The organism is Candidatus Spyradosoma sp. SGI.093, from assembly GCF_050314555.1.
In the GTDB taxonomy this organism is placed as follows: Bacteria; Verrucomicrobiota; Verrucomicrobiia; order Opitutales; family UBA953; genus Spyradosoma.
The window spans coordinates 159691-176511 of record NZ_JBNPNH010000002.1 but is presented as its reverse complement, the minus strand read 5'-3'; the positions used below and the strand labels follow the sequence as shown (position 1 = coordinate 176511).

Sequence of the window (16821 nt, the reverse complement as noted above, 5' to 3'; positions counted from 1 at the left end):
AGCGCCCTCAGCGGCGCACCGTGCATTTGGCGGCGCGCTCGACGTCGAGCATGATCTTTTCGAAGACTTTGTTCACTTCCGCGTCCGTGAGCGTCTTCGTCTCGGAGCGGAACACGATTTCGAAGGCGAGCGACTTCTTGCCTTCCGGCAGCTCCTTGCCCTGATAGACGTCGAAGCAGGAGACCTTTTCGACGGCGAACTGCTTGGCGACGGCCTTGTTCGCGGTCGCCTTCAGCCGGTCGGCGATTTCGCCCGCGGGAACGGAGGCGTCCACGACGAGCGCGAGGTCGCGCGAGACCGGCGGGAACGTCGAAAACGCCTTGAAGCGCGCGCGCTTCGGCGCGGTCTTGAACGCGTCCTGCAGGAAGAGGACTTCGCCGGCGACGACGGTCTGCGGCACGTCCCACGAGAGCGCGAGCTTCGCGTCGATCAGCCCGAGCTCGACCGTGAGCGCGCGCGCGCGGTCGGACGCGGTCGCGGCGTGTCCCGCCTGCCAGATAGGCGTCTGCGCGGCGTCCGTCGCGGCGAAGAGCAGGCGTTGTTCGGCGATGCCGGCGGCGGCGGCGATTTCGAGGCAGAGCTTCTTCGCGAAGAATTCGTCGAGCTTTTCGCGCGTCTTCCACGAGCGCGTCGTCGGCTCGGCGAGCGCGACGAAGGCGACGGAAAGAATTTCGCGGATCGCGCCCGTGCGGTCGGGGCGGAAGACGTGCCCGATCTCGAAGAAGCGGCGCGGCTCGTTGTGCGCGGCGAGATTGAGGCGCAGCGCGTCGAGCAACCCCGGCAGCAGCGACGGGCGGATGTGCGACTGCTCGCTCGTCAGCGGATTGGCGAGCGCGAGCGCCGCCGTCGTCTTTTCGCCGAAGCATTTCTTCAGCTCCGCGGAATCGCGCAGCGTGTAGTGGAAGCATTCCGCGAAGCCCTTGCCGGCGAGCATGTCCGCCGCCTTGCGGGAGAAGCGCACGGTCGGCGCGTCGGCGTCCGACGTGGTCGGCGCGTCGATCGCCGCGGAGGGAATCGTGTCCGTGCCGTAAATGCGCACGAACTCCTCGACGAGGTCGATCGGGCGGTCGACGTCGGGACGGAACGCGGGAACGAGCACGCTCCACGCGCCCGCGCCGTTTTCGGAAACGGTGAATCCGAGGCGGCGGAAGACGTCGAGAATCGCGGCGTCGGCGACGTCGTAGCCGCAGCGCGCGCGGACGAAGTCGCCGGAAATTTCGATCGTGCGGTCCGCGCGCGGGAACGCGCCGACGGAAAGCGTTTCGCCCGCGATTTCGCCGCCCGCGAGCTCGCGGATGAGCCGCGCGGCGCGCGCTCCCGCGACGGCGACGAGCGTCGGATCCACGTCGCGCGTGAAGCGCGTCGAGCTGTCCGTGGAGACGGCGAGCGCGCGCGAGGTCTTGCGCACGGAGCCCGGGTCGAACCAGGCGGCTTCGAGCACGACGTCGCGCGTCGCGTCCGTCACGCCGGAATTTTCGCCGCCCATCACGCCCGCGACGACCATAGGTTTTTCCGCGTCGGCGACGACGCACATGTCCGCCGAGAGCGCGCATTCCTTGCCGTCGAGCAGGCGGATTTTTTCGCCTTCGGCGGCGCGGCGCACGCGGATCGCGTTCCCGCCGATCGTCGCCGCGTCGAATGCGTGCAGCGGCGAGCCGAGCTCGAACATGACCCAGTTCGTCACGTCCACGACGTTGTTGATCGGGCGCAGACCGACGGCGAGCAGGTCGCGCTGCATCCATTCGGGCGAGGGCGCGATTTTCACGCCGCGGATCGTCCACGCGTTGTAGAGCGCGCAGTCCGGCGTCTCGACCGAGACGGAGAGAAATTCGTTCTTCGCGTTTCCGTTCGGCGCGACGCGCGGCGCGTCCGCGACGGGATTCTTCAGCGGCTTGTCGAAGAAAGCCGCGAGGTCGCGCGCGACGCCGACGTGCGAAAGGCAGTCGCCGCGGTTCGCCGTGATCGAAATGTCGAAGACCGTGTCCGCGGGCGGGAAGCAGTCGTTGATCGGCGTGCCGAGCTTCGGCTCCGCCTCGCGCGCCGTCATGATGAGCAGGCCGCCGTGGTCGTCGTTGAGCCCGAGCTCGCGGCCGGAGCACATCATGCCCTGCGAGACTTCGCCGCGCATCGTCGTTTCGCTGATGGCGAAGCCGCCCGGCAACACCGCGCCGGGAAGCGCCACGGGAACGACGTCGCCCGCCTTGAAGTTCTTGGCGCCGCAGACGATCTGGCGGATCGTCCCGTCGCCGACGTCCACGCGGCACACGCTCAGGTGGTCGCTGTTCGCGTGCGGCACGAACTCGAGAATCCTGCCGACGACGACGTGTTCGAGCGGGACGAGCCCCGCCGACGAGATTTCCTCGACCTCAAGCCCGATCATCGGGAGCGCGTCCGCGATCTTTTCCGCGGGAACGTCGCTCAGATCGACGTATTTGTTCAGCCATTGAAGGGAAATTTTCATGATGAAATTCGCTTTCTGATTTCGGTTGTTTCGCGGGAACGCTCAGGCGAACTGGCGCAGGAAGCGCAGGTCGTTGGCGTAGAAGTGCCGGATGTCGTCGATGCCGTGGACGAGCATCGCGATGCGCTCGATGCCCATGCCGAAGGCGAGCCCCGTCCACTCCGACGCGTCGAGACCGACGTTTTCGAGCACCTTCGGATCGACGAGCCCGCAGCCCATGATTTCGAGCCAGCGGTTGCTCAGCGCGCCCATGTTCGGCACGCGGATGTCCATCTCGAAGCTCGGTTCCGTGAACGGGAAGAAGCTCGGGCGCAGGCGCGTCTCCGCCGCGTTCCCGAAGACTTCGCGCACGAACGAGTCGAGTACGCTCTTCAGGTCCTTGAGCGTGACGTCGCGGTCGATCCACAGCCCTTCGATCTGGTGGAAGTTCGCCGAGTGCGTGGCGTCCACCGTGTCGCGGCGGAAGCAGCGTCCGGGCGCGACGATGCGGATCGGCGGCTTGCGCGAAAGCATCGTGCGGATCTGCACGGAAGAGGTGTGCGAGCGGAGCAGGTAGGCCTCGTCCGCCTTTTTCGGCGCGTCGGGCGCGCGCGTTCCCGCGGGCAGGAACAGCGTGTCCTGCATGTCGCGCGCGGGGTGATTCGCCGGCGTGTTCAGCGCGTCGAAGCAGAACCATTCCGTTTCGAGCTCGGGGCCGTCCGCGACGGTGAAGCCCAGGCGGTGAAACACCGAGCACACTTCCTCGCGGATCTGCGCGAGCGGGTGGCGCGAGCCCGCGAAGTCGTCCGGCGACGGGAGCGTCGGGTCGATCGGCGCGCCGAGCCGCGCGGCGAGCTCCGCGTCCTCGATGCGCGCGAGCGTTTCCGCGAAGAGCGCCTCGAGTTTGCCCTTGGCCTCGTTGATGAGCTTGCCCATCGCGGGCTTCTCCTCTTTGGGAACGCCGGCCATGAGCTTCATCACGGACGTCATCGAGCCTTTGGCGCCGACGAATTTGGCTTTGAAAACCTCGAACTCCGGACGCGTCTTGATGCCGGGAGCCGCGGAGGTCGCTTCTGAAACGATGTTGGCGAGCTGTTGCTGCATAATCATGAAAAAATTTCGCGCAATACTACGCGCCTTCCCGCGGGAACGCAAGATTCTCGACGCGCGAAGCCGCGGCGGCGTTCTTCGGACGCCCGCGGCGGGAACGTCACTTCTTCACGATGTCGGAGAGCGTCTTCGCCTGCGTGTGCGCGATGGGCTTCCACTCGACCTTCTTGAAGAGCGCCGTGATCGCGATCGGCAGGTAGGTCAGCATGAAGATCGGGAACGTGAACAGGTAGAAGATCTTTTTGAAGGCGGAGCAGTGGATCTTGTTCCATTCCGTCGCCGTCGTCAGCGCGCCGATGAACCAGAGCGTGAGGTAGATGCCCGAAAACGTTCCGAAGAGGCTGGCGCCGATGCGCGAAAGATCCCAACCGAGCGCGAGCCCGAGCACGACGCCGAGCGCGCAGTTCAGCAGCGTGAGGATGCTGATGATGAGCGCGGGCATGATCGTCATCGTCATGTCGTAGCAGGACGTGAATTTTTCGGAGAACATGTTGCGCACGAGCGCGCTCCCGTATTTTCCCCAGACCTGGATGTAGCCCTTCGCCCAGCGGAGGCGCTGCGTCCACGACTGCGCGAAGGTGACCGGCTGTTCGTCGTAGAGCTCGGCGTCCTTCGCGTAGCCGATTTTCCTGCCCTTGACGACGTTGTAGACCGTGAACTCGATGTCTTCCGTGAGCAGGAAGAATTTCCACCCGCCGACTTCGCGGATGATCTTCGAGGAGAAGGTGAAGCCCGTTCCCGAGACGGCGCAGCTCGTTCCCGCGAGCATGCGCGCGTGGTTCAGATATTCGCTTTCGCGGAGAAACCACAGCGCGTAGCCGGCGCTGATCCAGTTGTCCCCGTAATTCTTGGAATTGCGGTAGCTGGTGACGACCTCGTAGCCGTCGGAGAACGTGCGGTTGACGGCCTCGACGTAGCCCGGGTCGAGCACGTTGTCCGCGTCGAAGACCGTGAAGGCGTCGAACGCCTCTTCGCCGTAGTCGCGGACGATGTGTTCGTAAAGAAATTCGAGCGCGTAGCCTTTGCCGACTTTTTCGCGGTTGAAGCGCTCGTAGACGACGGCGCCGTTCGCGCGCGCGACGGCGGCGGTGGCGTCGGTGCAGTTGTCCGCCGCGACGAAGACGGTGACGCGTTCCCGCGGGTACGTCTGGCGGTTGATGCTGTCGAGAAGGTTCTTGATGACGGTCTCCTCGTTGCGCGCGGAAATGAGGATCGCGAAGCGCGTGGGCTTGGCGGGCTTGTGCGGCTTGTCCTTCAGCAGAAACGGGAGCGCGAGGTAGAAGAACTGGTAGAAGTAGCACAGCAGGAAAACCGTGCACAGCAGGACGTTGATCGCCGCGAACACGATGTCTCCCGAGGCGCTTTCAGACTGAAGAATTTGTTCCATGATTAGCATTGAGAACGGCGGCGCCGAAAATGCCGACGCCGCGCGATGTATTGTCGTTTCTTATAGGCGTTCCCGCGCGATAAGGCGAGCGCGAATTATCCCGAGGTCGCCGGCGCGGGCGGCGGACGGGCGTGCTTCCCCCGCGAATCTCCCCGGATTCGGAGAAAAAATCGTTCCCGCGCGCGGGCTTTTCTGTTTTCATGCGAGGGCATGAAGAACGAGACGGGAAAGGCGTTCGCGGCGCGCTGGCGGCAGATTTTCGGGCTGACGAAGTTTTCCGAAAAGGCCGTGCGCGCGCGGCTCGCCGCGCTCCCGCTGCCGGACACGCGCGACTTCGAGCTGTGCGCGTTTCTCTTTCGCGAGCTGCCCGCGCTGTTCCCGAGGACGCCGGGCGAGACCTTCGCGAAGAGCGCCGAGGCGTACGCGCGCTTCTGTCTCGCGTTCTGGCAGAGCAAAAACGCGTTCGTGCCGTTCCCGCAGGACTACGCGGCGTTTCTGCGGCGCGCGCTCGTCGGCGAGATCCCGCTGCTGGACGGCGCCGTCTGCGCCGTCGCCGAGCTCGCGGGAACGCCGGAAAAGGACGGCGCGTGCGGCTTCAACGCGTTCGCGTTCCGGGACGCGGAAACGCTCCGTGCGGCGACGTGGACGGCGCGCTCGGGCGCCTACGAGGAATTTCTCTCCGCGAGCGGGCTCGCGAAATTCCGCGAATTCGAGCGGCGGCTGGGCGCCTCGCCGGAATTCGCGCGCGACTGGGCGATGCTGAAGGCGCTCCATCCCGACTACAGGTCGCTCGGCAGAACGTTCGTCCTGCACCGCGACGCGATGCTCGAACGCGGCTGGTCGCGCGGCGCGGGAACGCGTTTCGACACGGCGGAGGCGCGCTTCCGCGCGGCGTTCAATCTGTTCTGTTGGAAATATTATCTGTGGGGCATGGATCTCGTCGCGGACGCGCCGCTGCTGCTCAAGCCTTCGGTGAACGCGACGCCCTACGGCACGCAGATCTTCGTGCCCGCCTACATGTCCTACGACGCGCGGCGCGACTTCAATCACGCGAAGATTTCGGAGCTTCACCGCGCCAAGGGCGTGCGCCGGCAGGGCGAGGCGTTTTCGGCGCAGCGCTCGGAGGCGCGGGAACTCGCCGAGCGCGCGCGGAGCTTTTCCGCCGAGGGAAAGGCGCGCGGGCTGCGCGGCGACGCGCTGACGGATTTCGTCGCGGGAAGACTCGGGCGTCCGGACATGGACCGCCGCGCCCTCCGCCGCCTCCTCCGCGGGAAGTGAGCGTCGTTCCCGCGGAGCGCCGTCCGAAAACCAGCGCGCGCGGAGCGGAAAAACAGGGGGGAGGCGGCATTCCTGCCGCTTCCTTTCGAAAACCCGCGCGCGCGGAGCGGAAAAAAGGCTTGCGCCGCGCGGCGTTTTCGCCGAAGCTTTCGGGCAAGTCAGGTCCCGGGCAACGAATGCCGGCGAACCCCGTCAGATCCGGAAGGAAGCAGCGGCAGTCAGGTTCCTCGTGTGCTCCGGTCAACCTGGCGTTTTTTGTGTCCGGATTTCTCCACGCGCTCACAGCGCGAAGACTTCGCGGCAGTCGGCGACCGCGCCCGTCACGGCGGCGGCGGCGACCATCAGCGGAGACATCAGCAGCGTGCGCCCCGTCGGCGATCCCTGGCGGCCCTTGAAGTTGCGGTTGGACGAGCTCGCGCAGACTTGGTCGCCGACGAGCTTGTCCGGGTTCATCGCCAGGCACATCGAGCAGCCCGCGAGCCGCCATTCGAAGCCCGCTTCGCGGAAGATTTCGGCGATGCCGAGCTTTTCGCACTGCGCCGCGACGATCTGCGAGCCGGGAACGGCGAGCGCCTTCACGCCCGAAGCGACCTTTTTTCCTTTGAGGTATTTCGCGACTAGCTCGAAGTCCGAGAGCCGCCCGTTTGTGCACGAGCCGATGAAGGCGACGTCGATCTTCGTTCCCGCGACGGAAGCGCCCGGCGTGAAGTGCGTGTAGCGGTAGGCCTCTTCGGCGGTCGCGGCGTCGGCGGGCGGGAGCGTCTCGGGGCGCGGGAACGCCGCGGTCACGGGAACGCTCTGCGCGGGCGTGATGCCCCAGGTGACGGTCGGCGCGATGTCGGCGGCGTCCACGTTCACGACGTCGTCATAGACGCAGTCGGGATCGCTCGCGAAGGATTTCCAGCGGGCGACGGCGGCGTCCCATTCCTCGCCCTTCGGGGCGCAGGGGCGGCCTTTGAGATAGGCGAAAGTCGTCTCGTCGGGATTGACGTAGCCGACGCGCGCGCCGCCCTCGATCGCCATGTTGCAGACGGTCATGCGCTCGTCCATCGAAAACGCGTCGAACACGCTTCCGCCGTATTCGTGCGCGAAGCCGATGCCGCCGTCCACGCCGAGCAGGTTGATGAGGTGCAGCGCGACGTCCTTCGCCGTGACGCCGGGCGCGAGCCTGCCGTTCACGTTGATGCGGCGCACCTTGAGCGGCGAGAACGCGAGCGTCTGCGTCGCGAGCACGTTGCGCACCTGCGAGGTGCCGATGCCGAAGGCGACCGCGCCGAACGCGCCGTGCGTCGCCGTGTGCGAGTCGCCGCAGGCGATCGTCTTGCCCGGCTGCGTGATGCCCTGCTCGGGACCGACGATGTGGACGATGCCCTGCGCGCCCGTGTTCGTGTCGAAAAAGCGGATGCCGTTTTCGCGGCAGTTCCTGCGGAGCTCGGAAATCATCTCCTGCGCGACGGAGTCGGCGAAGGGTTCGGCGACGCTCGTCGTCGGCACGATGTGATCGACCGTCGCGAACGTGCGTTCGGGGTGCATGACGGGCAGCTTCATGTCGCGCAGCATGCCGAACGCCTGCGGCGACGTGACTTCGTGAATGTAGTGCACGGCGACGAAGAGCTGCGTCTGCCCGTTCGGGAGCGTCGCGACCGTGTGCGCGTCCCAGACTTTTTGGAAAAGCGTTTTACCCATAAGCGGAAAAATCTAAGCCCGCGCGCGCGTTCCCGCAATGAAGAACGCCCGCGCGGACGGCTGATTTTTTTTGTCGAACGGCGAAATTCCGTTTAGCGTTCCCGCATCATGAAACAGATTCGCCTGAAACTCGCCAAGCGCCCCGCGCGCGTGCTCCGCGGACATCCGTGGGTCTTTTCCGGAGAAATCGAGACACCGCCGAAAATCGAGGACGGCGTCGCCGCCGAACTGTTGGACGCGCGCGGCAACTCGCTCGGCGCGGGCATCTGGAGCGGGAAGTCGCAGATCGTGTGGCGGCGCTTTTCGCGCGTCGTCCGCGAATGGGACGCGGATTTCCTCGCCGCCGCGCTCGAAAAGTCCGTCGCGCGACGCGGGAACGCGCCCGCGTGCTGCCGCCTCGTCTGGTCGGAGGCGGACTCGCTGCCCGGCCTCGTCGTGGACAAGTTCGAGGACACGCTCGTCGTGCAGGCGCTGACCGTCGGCGCGGACAGGCAGCTGCCCTTCGTCGCCGAATGGCTCGACGCGAAGTTCGCTCCCGCGGAAATCATCTTCCGCAACGACGCGCCGACGCGCCGCTTCGAGGGGCTCGATTCCCGCGTCTCGTTCTGGCGCGACCGCGCGCACGCGCCGCGCTGGTTCCGCATCGACGGGCTGGAGTATTTTCTCGACCTCGCGAACGGGCAGAAGACGGGCTTTTATCTCGACCAGCGGGAACAGCATTCGCGCGTCGCCCGCGCCTTCGCGAAAGGGCGCAGCGTGCTCGACGCGTGCTGCAATCAGGGCGGATTCGCGATGCAGTGTTCCCGCGCCGGCGCCGCGGAAGTGCTCGGCGTGGACGTCTCCGACGCCGCAATCGAGGCGTGCCGCAAAAACTGCGCGCGCAACGGCATCGGGAACGCGAGCTTCGAGAGCGCCAATCTCTTCGACTGGTTCGGCGAAAACCGCGACCGCCGCTTCGACCTCGTCATTCTCGACCCGCCGCCGTTCGCGCGCTCCAAGGACGCGCTCGAGGGCGCCCTGCGCGGCTACAAGGAACTCAACCTGCGCGCGCTGAAGATGCTGACGCCCGGCGGCGTGCTCGCGACGTATTCCTGCTCGCAGCGCGTCGGCGACGAGCTTTTTCTCGACGTCGTCTCGTCCGCCGCGCGCGACGCGAAGCGCGACGTGCGCCTGCTCGAAGTCACGGGGCAGCCCGCCGACCATCCCTCGCTGCTGAATTTCCCCGAAAGCCGCTACCTCAAAGGTCTGATCGTCCAGGCGGAGTGAACGCGCGGGCGCTTTCGTGCTTGCAAAGACGGCGTTTCCGCGCGAGCATTGCGGCAAGTCTTCAGGGTGCGCGCATTCGCTCGGGAACGCGAGTTTTCGAGAGGAAAGTCCGGACACCGCAGGGCAGGATTCCTCGTGAAAGCGAGGGCGGCGCGCCGCAAGGTTCGTCGACGGAAAGTGTCACAGAAAACAGACCGCCGGGCTTCGGCTCGGCAAGGGTGAAACGGCGAGGTAAGAGCTCACCGCTCGAACGGCGACGAACGAGGCACGACAAACCCAATCCGGTGCAAGACAAAATAGGTGAGCGGGCTGCCCGTCCGACGCTCACGGGTCTGTCGCATCGCCGAAAGGCGAAGCCGCCGCGAGGCGGTTAGAGGAATGAATGCGGCCGCGTTCCCGCGCGAGCGGTCCGCGGCACAGAATCCGGCTTACAGCCCCTGAAGGCTTTTCTTTTTTCCCGCTACGCGAGCGCGCGTTCGAGGAAGGCGCGGGAGCGGAGGATTTCGCGGGAGCGGACGGCGTTCACGCGCGCCCAGTCGGGCGAGGCGGCGAGAAGCGCCGCGAAGCGTTCCTGCGGGAGCGCCGCGAACTCGGCGGGCGAAACGAGCCGTTCCTCCAGCCCGAACTGTCTCAGCAGCGACGAAAACCGCGCCATGCCGCGCGCCGCGTTCCCGAGCGCGAGAAACGGGCGGTTGAAGATGATCGAAAACACGCAGCCGTGGAACGAATCCGTCACGACGAACTCCGCATCGCGGAAGCCGCGCAGCCAGGCGCTCACCGGCGGGAACGCCGCCGTCCCCGCGCGCAGAGCCGCCGCGGGCGGCATGATTTCCTCCGCCTCCGCGCCGAGCGTTTCCGCGACGCGCGCGACCGCCGCGGATTTTTCCGCCGAAGCGTCCAGCACGTACGCGAACACGCGCCGCGCGGGAACGCGCTTTTCCAGAAGCCCGCGCGCCTCGTCGCGCTCGACGACCGCGCGATAGTCCGCCGCGTCCAGAAGCAGCGTCGGGTCGAGCAGGTGCTCCGCGCGGACGCCCAGGAATTTTTCGCAGAGCGCGACGCCGGAATCCTCGCGCACCGAAACCGCGTGAAAACGCTTCGCCAGCGGCGCGCACGCGCGCGTCAGCTCCGGCGAAAACTCCCACGCGTCCGTGCCGAACGACGCCGCGTAGGCGACCCGGCGCGTCCGCGCGTCGTCCGCCGCGAGAAAATCGAGGAAAAACGTCGGCATGTGCGGCGAATACGCCGGGCGCCACGTCTGGTCGCTCCCGACGACGAACGCGTCGAACGCGTACTCCGCGAAATCGCGGGAACGAGCGGGCGCGGCGAGCCTCCGCGTCGTGCGGATGTTTTCGGCGACGAAGCGCGCCGTGTGCCGCCCCGCTCCCGCCGCGGGCGGCTTCGGGAAAAGCGGACCGCCGCGCCCGCGCAGGAACTTCCCGACGCAGCGCCGCGCGAAATAATACGGCGCGAGCCACGGACGCGCCCGCCGCGCGTAATCGACGGTCAGCGCCTCGTGCCCCATGTCGCGCAGAAATTTCTGCAGCGCGAACGCCTGAAGCAGCCCGCCGTAATTCGTGTGAAGAGGTTGAGTGAGTATGCCGATTTTCATTTCATCAAAAAAGAGTGCGGGAACCGCGGATCAGCGCGTCCGAACGCGGATTTCTTGAAAGACGGATCCGCGGGAACGCCTTTGGGATTTTCTTGCGGGAACGCGCGCGCCGCAGATACAATCCGCCCCATGATTGACCAGGCACAGACGCGCGCACCGCGCGACGAAACCGACCTCGCGGATTCCGAAGAAGATCTGCGGGAACTCGACCGCGTCATGACCCGCGCCCGCGAGGAAATCGCGCGCAAAGCGAAACTGCGCGACGAACGTTTCCGCAGGATGCTCCACGAAATCATCTCCCGCGTCGCCGCGGAAAAAGCATGAAGCCGCGTCTCATCGTCGTCGCCGGGCCGAACGGCTCCGGGAAAACCTCCATCACGGAGCAGTTCCGCGACCTCCGGCACAAATGGATGGTCGGCTGCGAATACGTCAACCCGGACGACATCGCACGGGAACGTTTCGGCGACTGGAACAATCCAGCCGCCGTGCTTTCCGCAGCGCGCTATGCGAGCGAGTTGCGTGAGCGCCTGCTCGCCGAAGGCAAAGACTTCGCCTTCGAAACCGTGCTTTCGACGCAGGATAAAGTCGATTTTCTGAAGCGGGCGAAGGCGCGCGGCTATTTCGTCCGCATGTTTTTTGTCGGAACCGACCACCCGCGAATCAACGCCGCGCGAATCGTCTCCCGGATGGAAGACGGCGGTCACGCCGTGCCGATAGAAAAAATCGTCAGCCGTTACGCCCGTTCCATTCAAAATGCGCTCCGCGTCGCTCGCTTTGCAGACAGGGCATATTTTTACGACAATTCCAAAGAAATCGCCGGAGGCGTTCCCGCATGGATTCCGATTTTCAGGACTCGGTGCGGGCACATCGTCGAAAAATATCCGCGGCCGTCCGACCATGCCTGGGCCGCGGAAATTTACGACGCATTGGAGAAATGACTTTCCGCACGTTCCCGCGGCGAAGACGCGGACGTCTTCGCCCCCAAGGAACGACGCGCCGTTTTCGGGGAAGCGACTTTCCTGTCGCTTGATGAAATCCATCAGAAAGAAATTTCCTTGAAAAAGGTTCCCGAAAAGCGACTGGAAAGTCGCTTCCCCGGAAGAGAAACATTTCTGCGGGCGCGCGTTCATTCTCGGGTTCCTCCGCGCAGAAGTTTTTTCGCGAGGGCGAGCGTTCCCGTGCGGGCGAGAATGAAGCGCGCGCAGCGGAACGCGAAAGCGCGAACGCGGCGCGGGAACGGCGTCCGCGTGAATTTTGCGACGAGGCACGCCGCCTCGCCCGGCGTTCCCGCCCGCGCGAACGCCGCGAAGAATTCCGCCCGTTTCGGGTGCCGCAGCGTTTCGTTCTTCAGTCCGCCGTTCGCGGGAACGGCCTGCGCCCAGGTCGCTTCGCGCAGCACCCCGAAACCGCTCTTCGCCGCTTCGAACGCCGCGCGCCCGCGCGCCGTGCCGCACACGACGACGGAGAGTCCTTCGCCCGTCTTCAGATCCGGAAAATATTTTTCCGCGCCCCAAAAATCGCCGAGCGTGAGGTCGCTTCCGCTCGTGCGGTCCTTCGCCGGGCACTCGTGGCAGGACGGGCGCGAAAACAGTCCCGAGCCGAAGCCCTTGCCGAAAGGCGTCGCGTAAAGCGGCGCGAGAAATTCCCCGCCCGAGGCGTCCTCGACCGAAAGCATGGCGCAGTTCCACGCGCCGAGCTTCGCGTCAAAAACTTTTTTGCGGAAGCGCACGTCCGCGACCGCGCCGAGCTTTTCCCGTTCCCGCAGGGCCGCGAAAAACGCGCGCCAGACCTTCGGCGACGGCGCGCTGTGGCACGCGATGTCCACGGCGAGCAGGTTCGGAAAATCCGCGCGCAGCGCGCGCCGCAGCCCCGCGATCTGGCACGGCGTTCCCGTGAACATCACTTCGCGTCCGGCGCGCAGAAATTCGCGCGCCTTGCGGAACGCGCCGCCGACGCGCGACTGCAGATACTTGCTCCCGCGAAACGCCGCGAGCCCTTCGAGCGTTTCCGTGAAGTCGTGCACGACCTCGGTGAAATCCGAGTTCCAGCGCGCGCCGAACACGACGCCGCCGTTTCTTATCACGCGCTCGGCGATCACCGTGAACGCGCCTCCCGACGCGGAAGCGAGGCGCAGCCCGTCGCTCGCGCAGCGCGCGGCGAAGACCGCCGGTTCCTCAAGAACAGGAAACGCGAACGCGCGCCCGCGGTTGACGACGGGGCAGACTTTTTCGCAGAGCCCGCAGTCGACGCACAGCGACGCGTCGGTTTCCGGGTAGAGAAATCCCTCGGAATCCTCGCGCATCGCGATGCAGTTTTTCGGGCAGACGGTTTCGCAGGCATGGCAGCCGCAGCAATCTTCTTTTCGTTGGAGAACAATCATTTCGCGGGAACGGGTTGCGCCTCGGAGCGACGTCCCGTTCCCGCGAAAGCGCGGTTTTCAGTCAGTGAAGCACAAGCGTTTCCTCGACGGATTTTCGCGGCGAAGACGCCAGCCTGAACTTCTCGGGAACGCCGCCGCAGGCGATGAATACGACGACGGTTTCGGAATCTTCTAAACGGCTATGCAGAAATCGGGGGGGGTATTTAAAAGCCGGCGGAGCGCGCGGTCCGTCTTCGGCGGGACCGACCAGTTCAGCATGCAGTGCGCGACGCGGTTCTTGTGCAGCGCGTAGCAGAGATTCATCAGATAAATCCCGGCGTTCGTGAAGAGGTCGTTGCGCTCCGTGCCCCACACGGCGCGCAGGTCGGCGGTGAGAATCAGCAGCTTGTCCGCGAGATGACCGAACCCGCGGTTGCCGTTCTGCAGCGCGAGACATTCGCGGATTTTTTCATGGTCGCTCACGCAGTGCACGCGCACGTATTGGCGATTGCACGCGGAGGGCGCGTTGTTCGCGAGCGCGACGGCGGCGCGGATCTGTTCGAGCGAGACCGTTCCCGCGAAATGACGCACGGAATGGCGCGAAGCGGAAAACGTCTCGAACGGCGCGTCGAGGTCGGCGAAGTAGCGTTCCCGCGTCATCTCGATCTGGCGCGAGGGTTCGACGGGAACGCGCGCGAGCAGAGAATCGATCGCGCGGACGCGTTCTTCGTCGAGCGCGAATCCCGCGTCCGCGTGCACCTTGCGGTATTCGGCGACGACGGCGACGGCGGCGCGGAACTGCGCTTCGTCCGTGCCGTAGCGGTCGGCGAAATCGTTGAGCGCGGCGACGAGGCCGAGCAGCATTTCGCGTCCGAACCCGAGACGCATGTCCGGCATCGTCAGCCCTTTTTCGACGATGTGATAGGTCATGACGATCGAGGCGAGAGCGCCCGCCTTGGTTTCGCGGGAATGCGGGGAAAATTTCAGGAAGCGCGCGCGGTCGTAGGCGAACATTTCCCGCATGCGCCAGCGGTCGAGCATGAGGTGGCACGCGAGCAGGTAAACGGCTTTCACGCCGGGAACGCGTTTGAGGAGTTGTCTGATTTTCTTTTTCATGAGATTTTCAAAAAAAATATGGGGGCGAAGACATTCCTGTCTTCGTTCCCGCGACGAAGACGTGGACGTCTTCGCCCCCAAGACGCGCGGTTCGCGGGAACGCTTTGGGGGAAGCGACTTTCCTGTCGCTTGCCGGAATCCCTCCGAAAGGAATTTCCTTGAAAGAGTTTTTCGAGAAGCGACTGGAAAGTCGCTTCTCCGGAAGATGCGTCGTGTTCATCGGCGGAGCCTCCTTTTTTCGAGGCGCGAACGCACGAGTCTGAAAATCGAGTCGCGTTCATCGCGCGTGAATCCGAGAAGCGCGATCGCGGGAACGGTGCAGAACACGCACGCGAAGCCGACGACGAAAAACTGCGTCCAGCCCGGCGCGGGAACGACGAAGCGGGCGAGCGCCGCGGGAACGACCGCGGCCGCGCACGCCGCGAGGCCCGCGGGAACGAGCGTTTTTTTCACGAAAGCGCGGACGGAGAGCTTCGCGCAGCGCCGGATCAGAATCAGCCGCAGCCAAAGGCATACGCAGGAAATCCCGATGGAGACGCACGCGACGGACTCCGGCGGCGCGGCGAAGAAGCGCAGCGCGACCCACGCGATCGGGAGCGTCAGCCAAAGCACGCCGCCGACGACGCTCTGATAGAGCGCGACCTTGCCTGAGGCCTGCGCCTGAGTCATCAGCGGATACGAGAACGCGTCGATGAGCACCTGGATCAGAATCAGCCGCGTGAACCAGAGCGCGTGCGCGGGAACGGGGTCGAGCCAAAGTTCGAGGACGAACGGCATCAGCAGCCACGCCGGGAGCGCGATGAAGAAAAGCAGGAAAAAGCCCATGCGCGAGGCGCGCATCGTGAGCAGCTGCGACTGCGAGATTTCGCCCGCCGCGTAATATTTGACGATCTGCGGATTCGTCGCCGTGAGAAAATTCTGCGTGAACGACGTGACCGCGCCCGAAACCTGCTGCGCCACGGCGCGCGCGGCGTTCACGGCGGAACCGAAGTAATTGTTCAGAAGAACGTTGATGAAGACGTTGGTGAACAGCCCCGACATCGCGCCCCACAGGTTCCAGCCGCCGAAGGCGACGAGCTCGACGAAGCGTTTTTTCTCCCAGAAAAAGCCCGTGCGCGATTCCGCGTAACTGCGGCGGCACACCAGCCAGTTCAGCGAAAAATGCACGACGCCGACCAGCATCATCAGCGCGCCGTAGAACGCGAGCCGGTCGAAGCTCGAAAGCGAAAGCAGGTAAATGATGCCGAGACGCGCGGACGCCTCGAAGATCGTGATCCACGCGAACGCCTTCATGTTTTCGTGAGAAACGATCAGCGAAGAATACGGAATCGAAAGCGTGCTCAGCAGAAACGTGAAGACGGAAAACTGGAAAAACCAGAACGCCGCGTCCGCGCGCTCCGGCGGAACGACGACCTTGTTCTCGAAAAACCAAAGCCCGACCGTCTCCGAAAGCAGAAGCAGCACGACGACGAGACCGACGTATATCATCTGCGTGAGGTTGAAGGTCTGCTTCAGCCGGACGAAGTCCTTGCGTCCGAGCTCGAAGTTGAAGAAGCGGGAACACGCCGTGGACATCGTCCCCGAAAGGAATCCGAACATCGAAACGACGCCGGCGAGCACGTTCACGAGTCCGTAGTCCGTGACGCCGAGCGCGCCCAGCAGAACGCGCGTCGTGAACACGCCCAGGCACATCGTGAACGCCATGCGCGCGTAGAGCACGAGCGTGTTCTTGGCGATGCGGCGGTTGTTTTCGGAGACGTTCATGAGCGGTCTAAGAGAATTTTCCGCAGGTCAGCCTCGCGGGAACGCTTTTGGGGAAGCGACTTTCCTGTCGCTTGGCGGAAGCCCTCCGAAAGAAATTTCTTTGAAAATGGTTTCCGAAAAGCGACTGGAAAGTCGCTTCCTCGGAAGGAAATGATTTCGTGGAAATTCGCGTCCATTCGTGGTTCCTTTTTCCGCGTCAGTCGAGGAGGTTTTCGAGGAGGGGAAGAATTTCCGCGAAGCGGGCTTTGCGGCGGGCGAGTTCGTCGATGCGGGAACGCGCGAAATCGGAAGTCGCGGCGGAGGCCGTTCCCGCGGAGTCGCGCGCCTGTTCGAGGCGGATTTCCGCCTTTTCGAGCGCGGGCTCGAGGATTTCCTTCAGAAAGCCGCGCGCGAATTTCTTCAGATCGGTCTCCGCGGAAAAGAAGTCGCGCCGTTCGCCGATCTTCAGGTGAACGCGCACGGCGCCGAGCCGACGCAGAAACTGCAGGGCTTCGACGACGGCGCCGCGGGAAAGCGCGAGGCGGTCCTGCAGCGCCTGAGTCGAAATCGGCTCGCGCGCGCAGTAAAGCGCGCCGTACACCATGCCGACGCTGCGGCGCATGCCGAACATGTCCGCCGCGCGCACGAACACGTCCACCACGGCGAGCTCCCACGCCTCCAGCGCGGGCGCGGGCGATTCTTCATTTGTGTCATTTGTTTTTGACATTTTTAAACAATTTGAATTTTTCGGGGGAGCCGCGCAAGCGGAAAAGCGCGGCGCGGCGGGCGTTTTCTGCCTTGCCAGCCTTCCCGCGAAGCCGTGA

The 16821-nt window shown here is 64.9% G+C and carries 13 protein-coding genes, 2 other RNA genes and 1 pseudogene; 6 read left to right on the top strand and 10 right to left on the bottom strand.

The genetic code is table 11. The annotated features are described in order from the left end of the window. Nucleotides 1–7: 7 nt before the first annotated feature. From pheT to ACQREB_RS02850, 3 genes are all read right to left on the bottom strand, one after another. A complete protein-coding gene (gene pheT / locus ACQREB_RS02860; protein ID WP_427765052.1) occupies nt 8–2461 on the bottom strand; it encodes a phenylalanine--tRNA ligase subunit beta in 2454 nt (817 codons plus the stop codon). Nucleotides 2462–2503: 42 nt separating this feature from the next. After that, the gene (gene pheS / locus ACQREB_RS02855; protein ID WP_427765548.1) at nt 2504–3544 is read right to left on the bottom strand and encodes a phenylalanine--tRNA ligase subunit alpha; all 1041 of its coding nucleotides are present in this window, start codon (nt 3542–3544) and stop codon (nt 2504–2506) included. Nucleotides 3545–3650: 106 nt separating this feature from the next. Beyond that, complete coding sequence (locus ACQREB_RS02850; protein WP_427765050.1) at nt 3651–4937, bottom strand: glycosyltransferase family 2 protein; 1287 nt, start codon at nt 4935–4937, stop codon at nt 3651–3653. Between the two features lie 210 nt (nt 4938–5147). On the opposite strand from ACQREB_RS02850, the gene ACQREB_RS02845 reads away from it, so the two are divergent. Both ACQREB_RS02845 and ffs read left to right on the top strand, forming a co-directional pair. After that, nucleotides 5148–6215, top strand: a complete 1068-nt coding sequence (locus ACQREB_RS02845; RefSeq protein ID WP_427765047.1) for a hypothetical protein — start codon at nt 5148–5150, stop codon at nt 6213–6215. Between the two features lie 156 nt (nt 6216–6371). Next, an RNA gene (ffs, locus tag ACQREB_RS02840) (signal recognition particle sRNA small type) lies at nt 6372–6469 on the top strand. A gap of 25 nt (nt 6470–6494) precedes the next feature. On the opposite strand, the gene leuC is transcribed toward ffs, so the two are convergent. After that, nucleotides 6495–7901 (bottom strand): 3-isopropylmalate dehydratase large subunit, encoded by a 1407-nt coding sequence (gene leuC, locus ACQREB_RS02835; protein WP_427765044.1) that lies wholly within the window; start codon nt 7899–7901, stop codon nt 6495–6497. Nucleotides 7902–8009: 108 nt separating this feature from the next. Between leuC and ACQREB_RS02830 the strand changes: the two genes are divergently transcribed. Continuing rightward, nucleotides 8010–9167, top strand: a complete 1158-nt coding sequence (locus ACQREB_RS02830) for a class I SAM-dependent rRNA methyltransferase (protein ID WP_427765042.1) — start codon at nt 8010–8012, stop codon at nt 9165–9167. A gap of 59 nt (nt 9168–9226) precedes the next feature. Beyond that, nucleotides 9227–9614, top strand: an RNA gene (gene rnpB / locus ACQREB_RS02825) — RNase P RNA component class A. A 13-nt stretch (nt 9615–9627) separates the two neighbouring features. Here rnpB and ACQREB_RS02820 read toward each other — a convergent pair. Next, nucleotides 9628–10779, bottom strand: coding sequence for a polysaccharide pyruvyl transferase family protein (locus tag ACQREB_RS02820; protein WP_427765039.1), 1152 nt, complete (start codon nt 10777–10779; stop codon nt 9628–9630). 129 nt (nt 10780–10908) lie between these two features. Between ACQREB_RS02820 and ACQREB_RS02815 the strand changes: the two genes are divergently transcribed. Both ACQREB_RS02815 and ACQREB_RS02810 read left to right on the top strand, forming a co-directional pair. Next, nucleotides 10909–11103 carry a hypothetical protein gene (locus ACQREB_RS02815; RefSeq protein ID WP_427765037.1) on the top strand — a complete coding sequence of 65 codons (195 nt, stop codon included), beginning with the start codon at nt 10909–10911 and terminating at the stop codon, nt 11101–11103. Further along, the gene (locus tag ACQREB_RS02810) at nt 11100–11717 is read left to right on the top strand and encodes a zeta toxin family protein (RefSeq protein ID WP_427765035.1); all 618 of its coding nucleotides are present in this window, start codon (nt 11100–11102) and stop codon (nt 11715–11717) included. The genes ACQREB_RS02815 and ACQREB_RS02810 overlap by 4 nt, the downstream gene beginning before the upstream one ends. Before the next feature lie 188 nt (nt 11718–11905). Here the strand turns inward: ACQREB_RS02810 and ACQREB_RS02805 are convergent, their stop codons facing one another. The 5 genes and pseudogenes from ACQREB_RS02805 to ACQREB_RS02785 form a co-directional block, all read right to left on the bottom strand. Further along, nucleotides 11906–12841 carry a Coenzyme F420 hydrogenase/dehydrogenase, beta subunit C-terminal domain gene (locus tag ACQREB_RS02805; RefSeq protein ID WP_427765545.1) on the bottom strand — a complete coding sequence of 312 codons (936 nt, stop codon included), beginning with the start codon at nt 12839–12841 and terminating at the stop codon, nt 11906–11908. Nucleotides 12842–12991: 150 nt separating this feature from the next. Then, nucleotides 12992–13159 (bottom strand): annotated as a pseudogene (locus tag ACQREB_RS02800) (4Fe-4S binding protein); the annotation flags it as partial. Between the two features lie 171 nt (nt 13160–13330). Next, a complete protein-coding gene (locus ACQREB_RS02795) occupies nt 13331–14254 on the bottom strand; it encodes a nitroreductase family protein (protein WP_427765032.1) in 924 nt (307 codons plus the stop codon). A 216-nt stretch (nt 14255–14470) separates the two neighbouring features. Next, nucleotides 14471–16018: a lipopolysaccharide biosynthesis protein gene (locus ACQREB_RS02790; protein WP_427765030.1), complete on the bottom strand. Its 1548-nt coding sequence runs from the start codon at nt 16016–16018 to the stop codon at nt 14471–14473. A 196-nt stretch (nt 16019–16214) separates the two neighbouring features. Then, nucleotides 16215–16724, bottom strand: a complete 510-nt coding sequence (locus ACQREB_RS02785) for a GbsR/MarR family transcriptional regulator (protein ID WP_427765027.1) — start codon at nt 16722–16724, stop codon at nt 16215–16217. Nucleotides 16725–16821 lie beyond the last annotated feature (97 nt).

Coding starts and splice junctions, on each gene's coding strand:
- pheT (WP_427765052.1), bottom strand. CDS start 2,461: ATGAAAATTTCCCTTCAATGGCTGAACAAATACGTCGATCTGAGCGAC.
- pheS (WP_427765548.1), bottom strand. CDS start 3,544: ATGCAGCAACAGCTCGCCAACATCGTTTCAGAAGCGACCTCCGCGGCT.
- ACQREB_RS02850 (WP_427765050.1), bottom strand. CDS start 4,937: ATGGAACAAATTCTTCAGTCTGAAAGCGCCTCGGGAGACATCGTGTTC.
- ACQREB_RS02845 (WP_427765047.1), top strand. CDS start 5,148: ATGAAGAACGAGACGGGAAAGGCGTTCGCGGCGCGCTGGCGGCAGATT.
- leuC (WP_427765044.1), bottom strand. CDS start 7,901: ATGGGTAAAACGCTTTTCCAAAAAGTCTGGGACGCGCACACGGTCGCG.
- ACQREB_RS02830 (WP_427765042.1), top strand. CDS start 8,010: ATGAAACAGATTCGCCTGAAACTCGCCAAGCGCCCCGCGCGCGTGCTC.
- ACQREB_RS02820 (WP_427765039.1), bottom strand. CDS start 10,779: ATGAAAATCGGCATACTCACTCAACCTCTTCACACGAATTACGGCGGG.
- ACQREB_RS02815 (WP_427765037.1), top strand. CDS start 10,909: ATGATTGACCAGGCACAGACGCGCGCACCGCGCGACGAAACCGACCTC.
- ACQREB_RS02810 (WP_427765035.1), top strand. CDS start 11,100: ATGAAGCCGCGTCTCATCGTCGTCGCCGGGCCGAACGGCTCCGGGAAA.
- ACQREB_RS02795 (WP_427765032.1), bottom strand. CDS start 14,254: ATGAAAAAGAAAATCAGACAACTCCTCAAACGCGTTCCCGGCGTGAAA.
- ACQREB_RS02790 (WP_427765030.1), bottom strand. CDS start 16,018: ATGAACGTCTCCGAAAACAACCGCCGCATCGCCAAGAACACGCTCGTG.
- ACQREB_RS02785 (WP_427765027.1), bottom strand. CDS start 16,724: ATGTCAAAAACAAATGACACAAATGAAGAATCGCCCGCGCCCGCGCTG.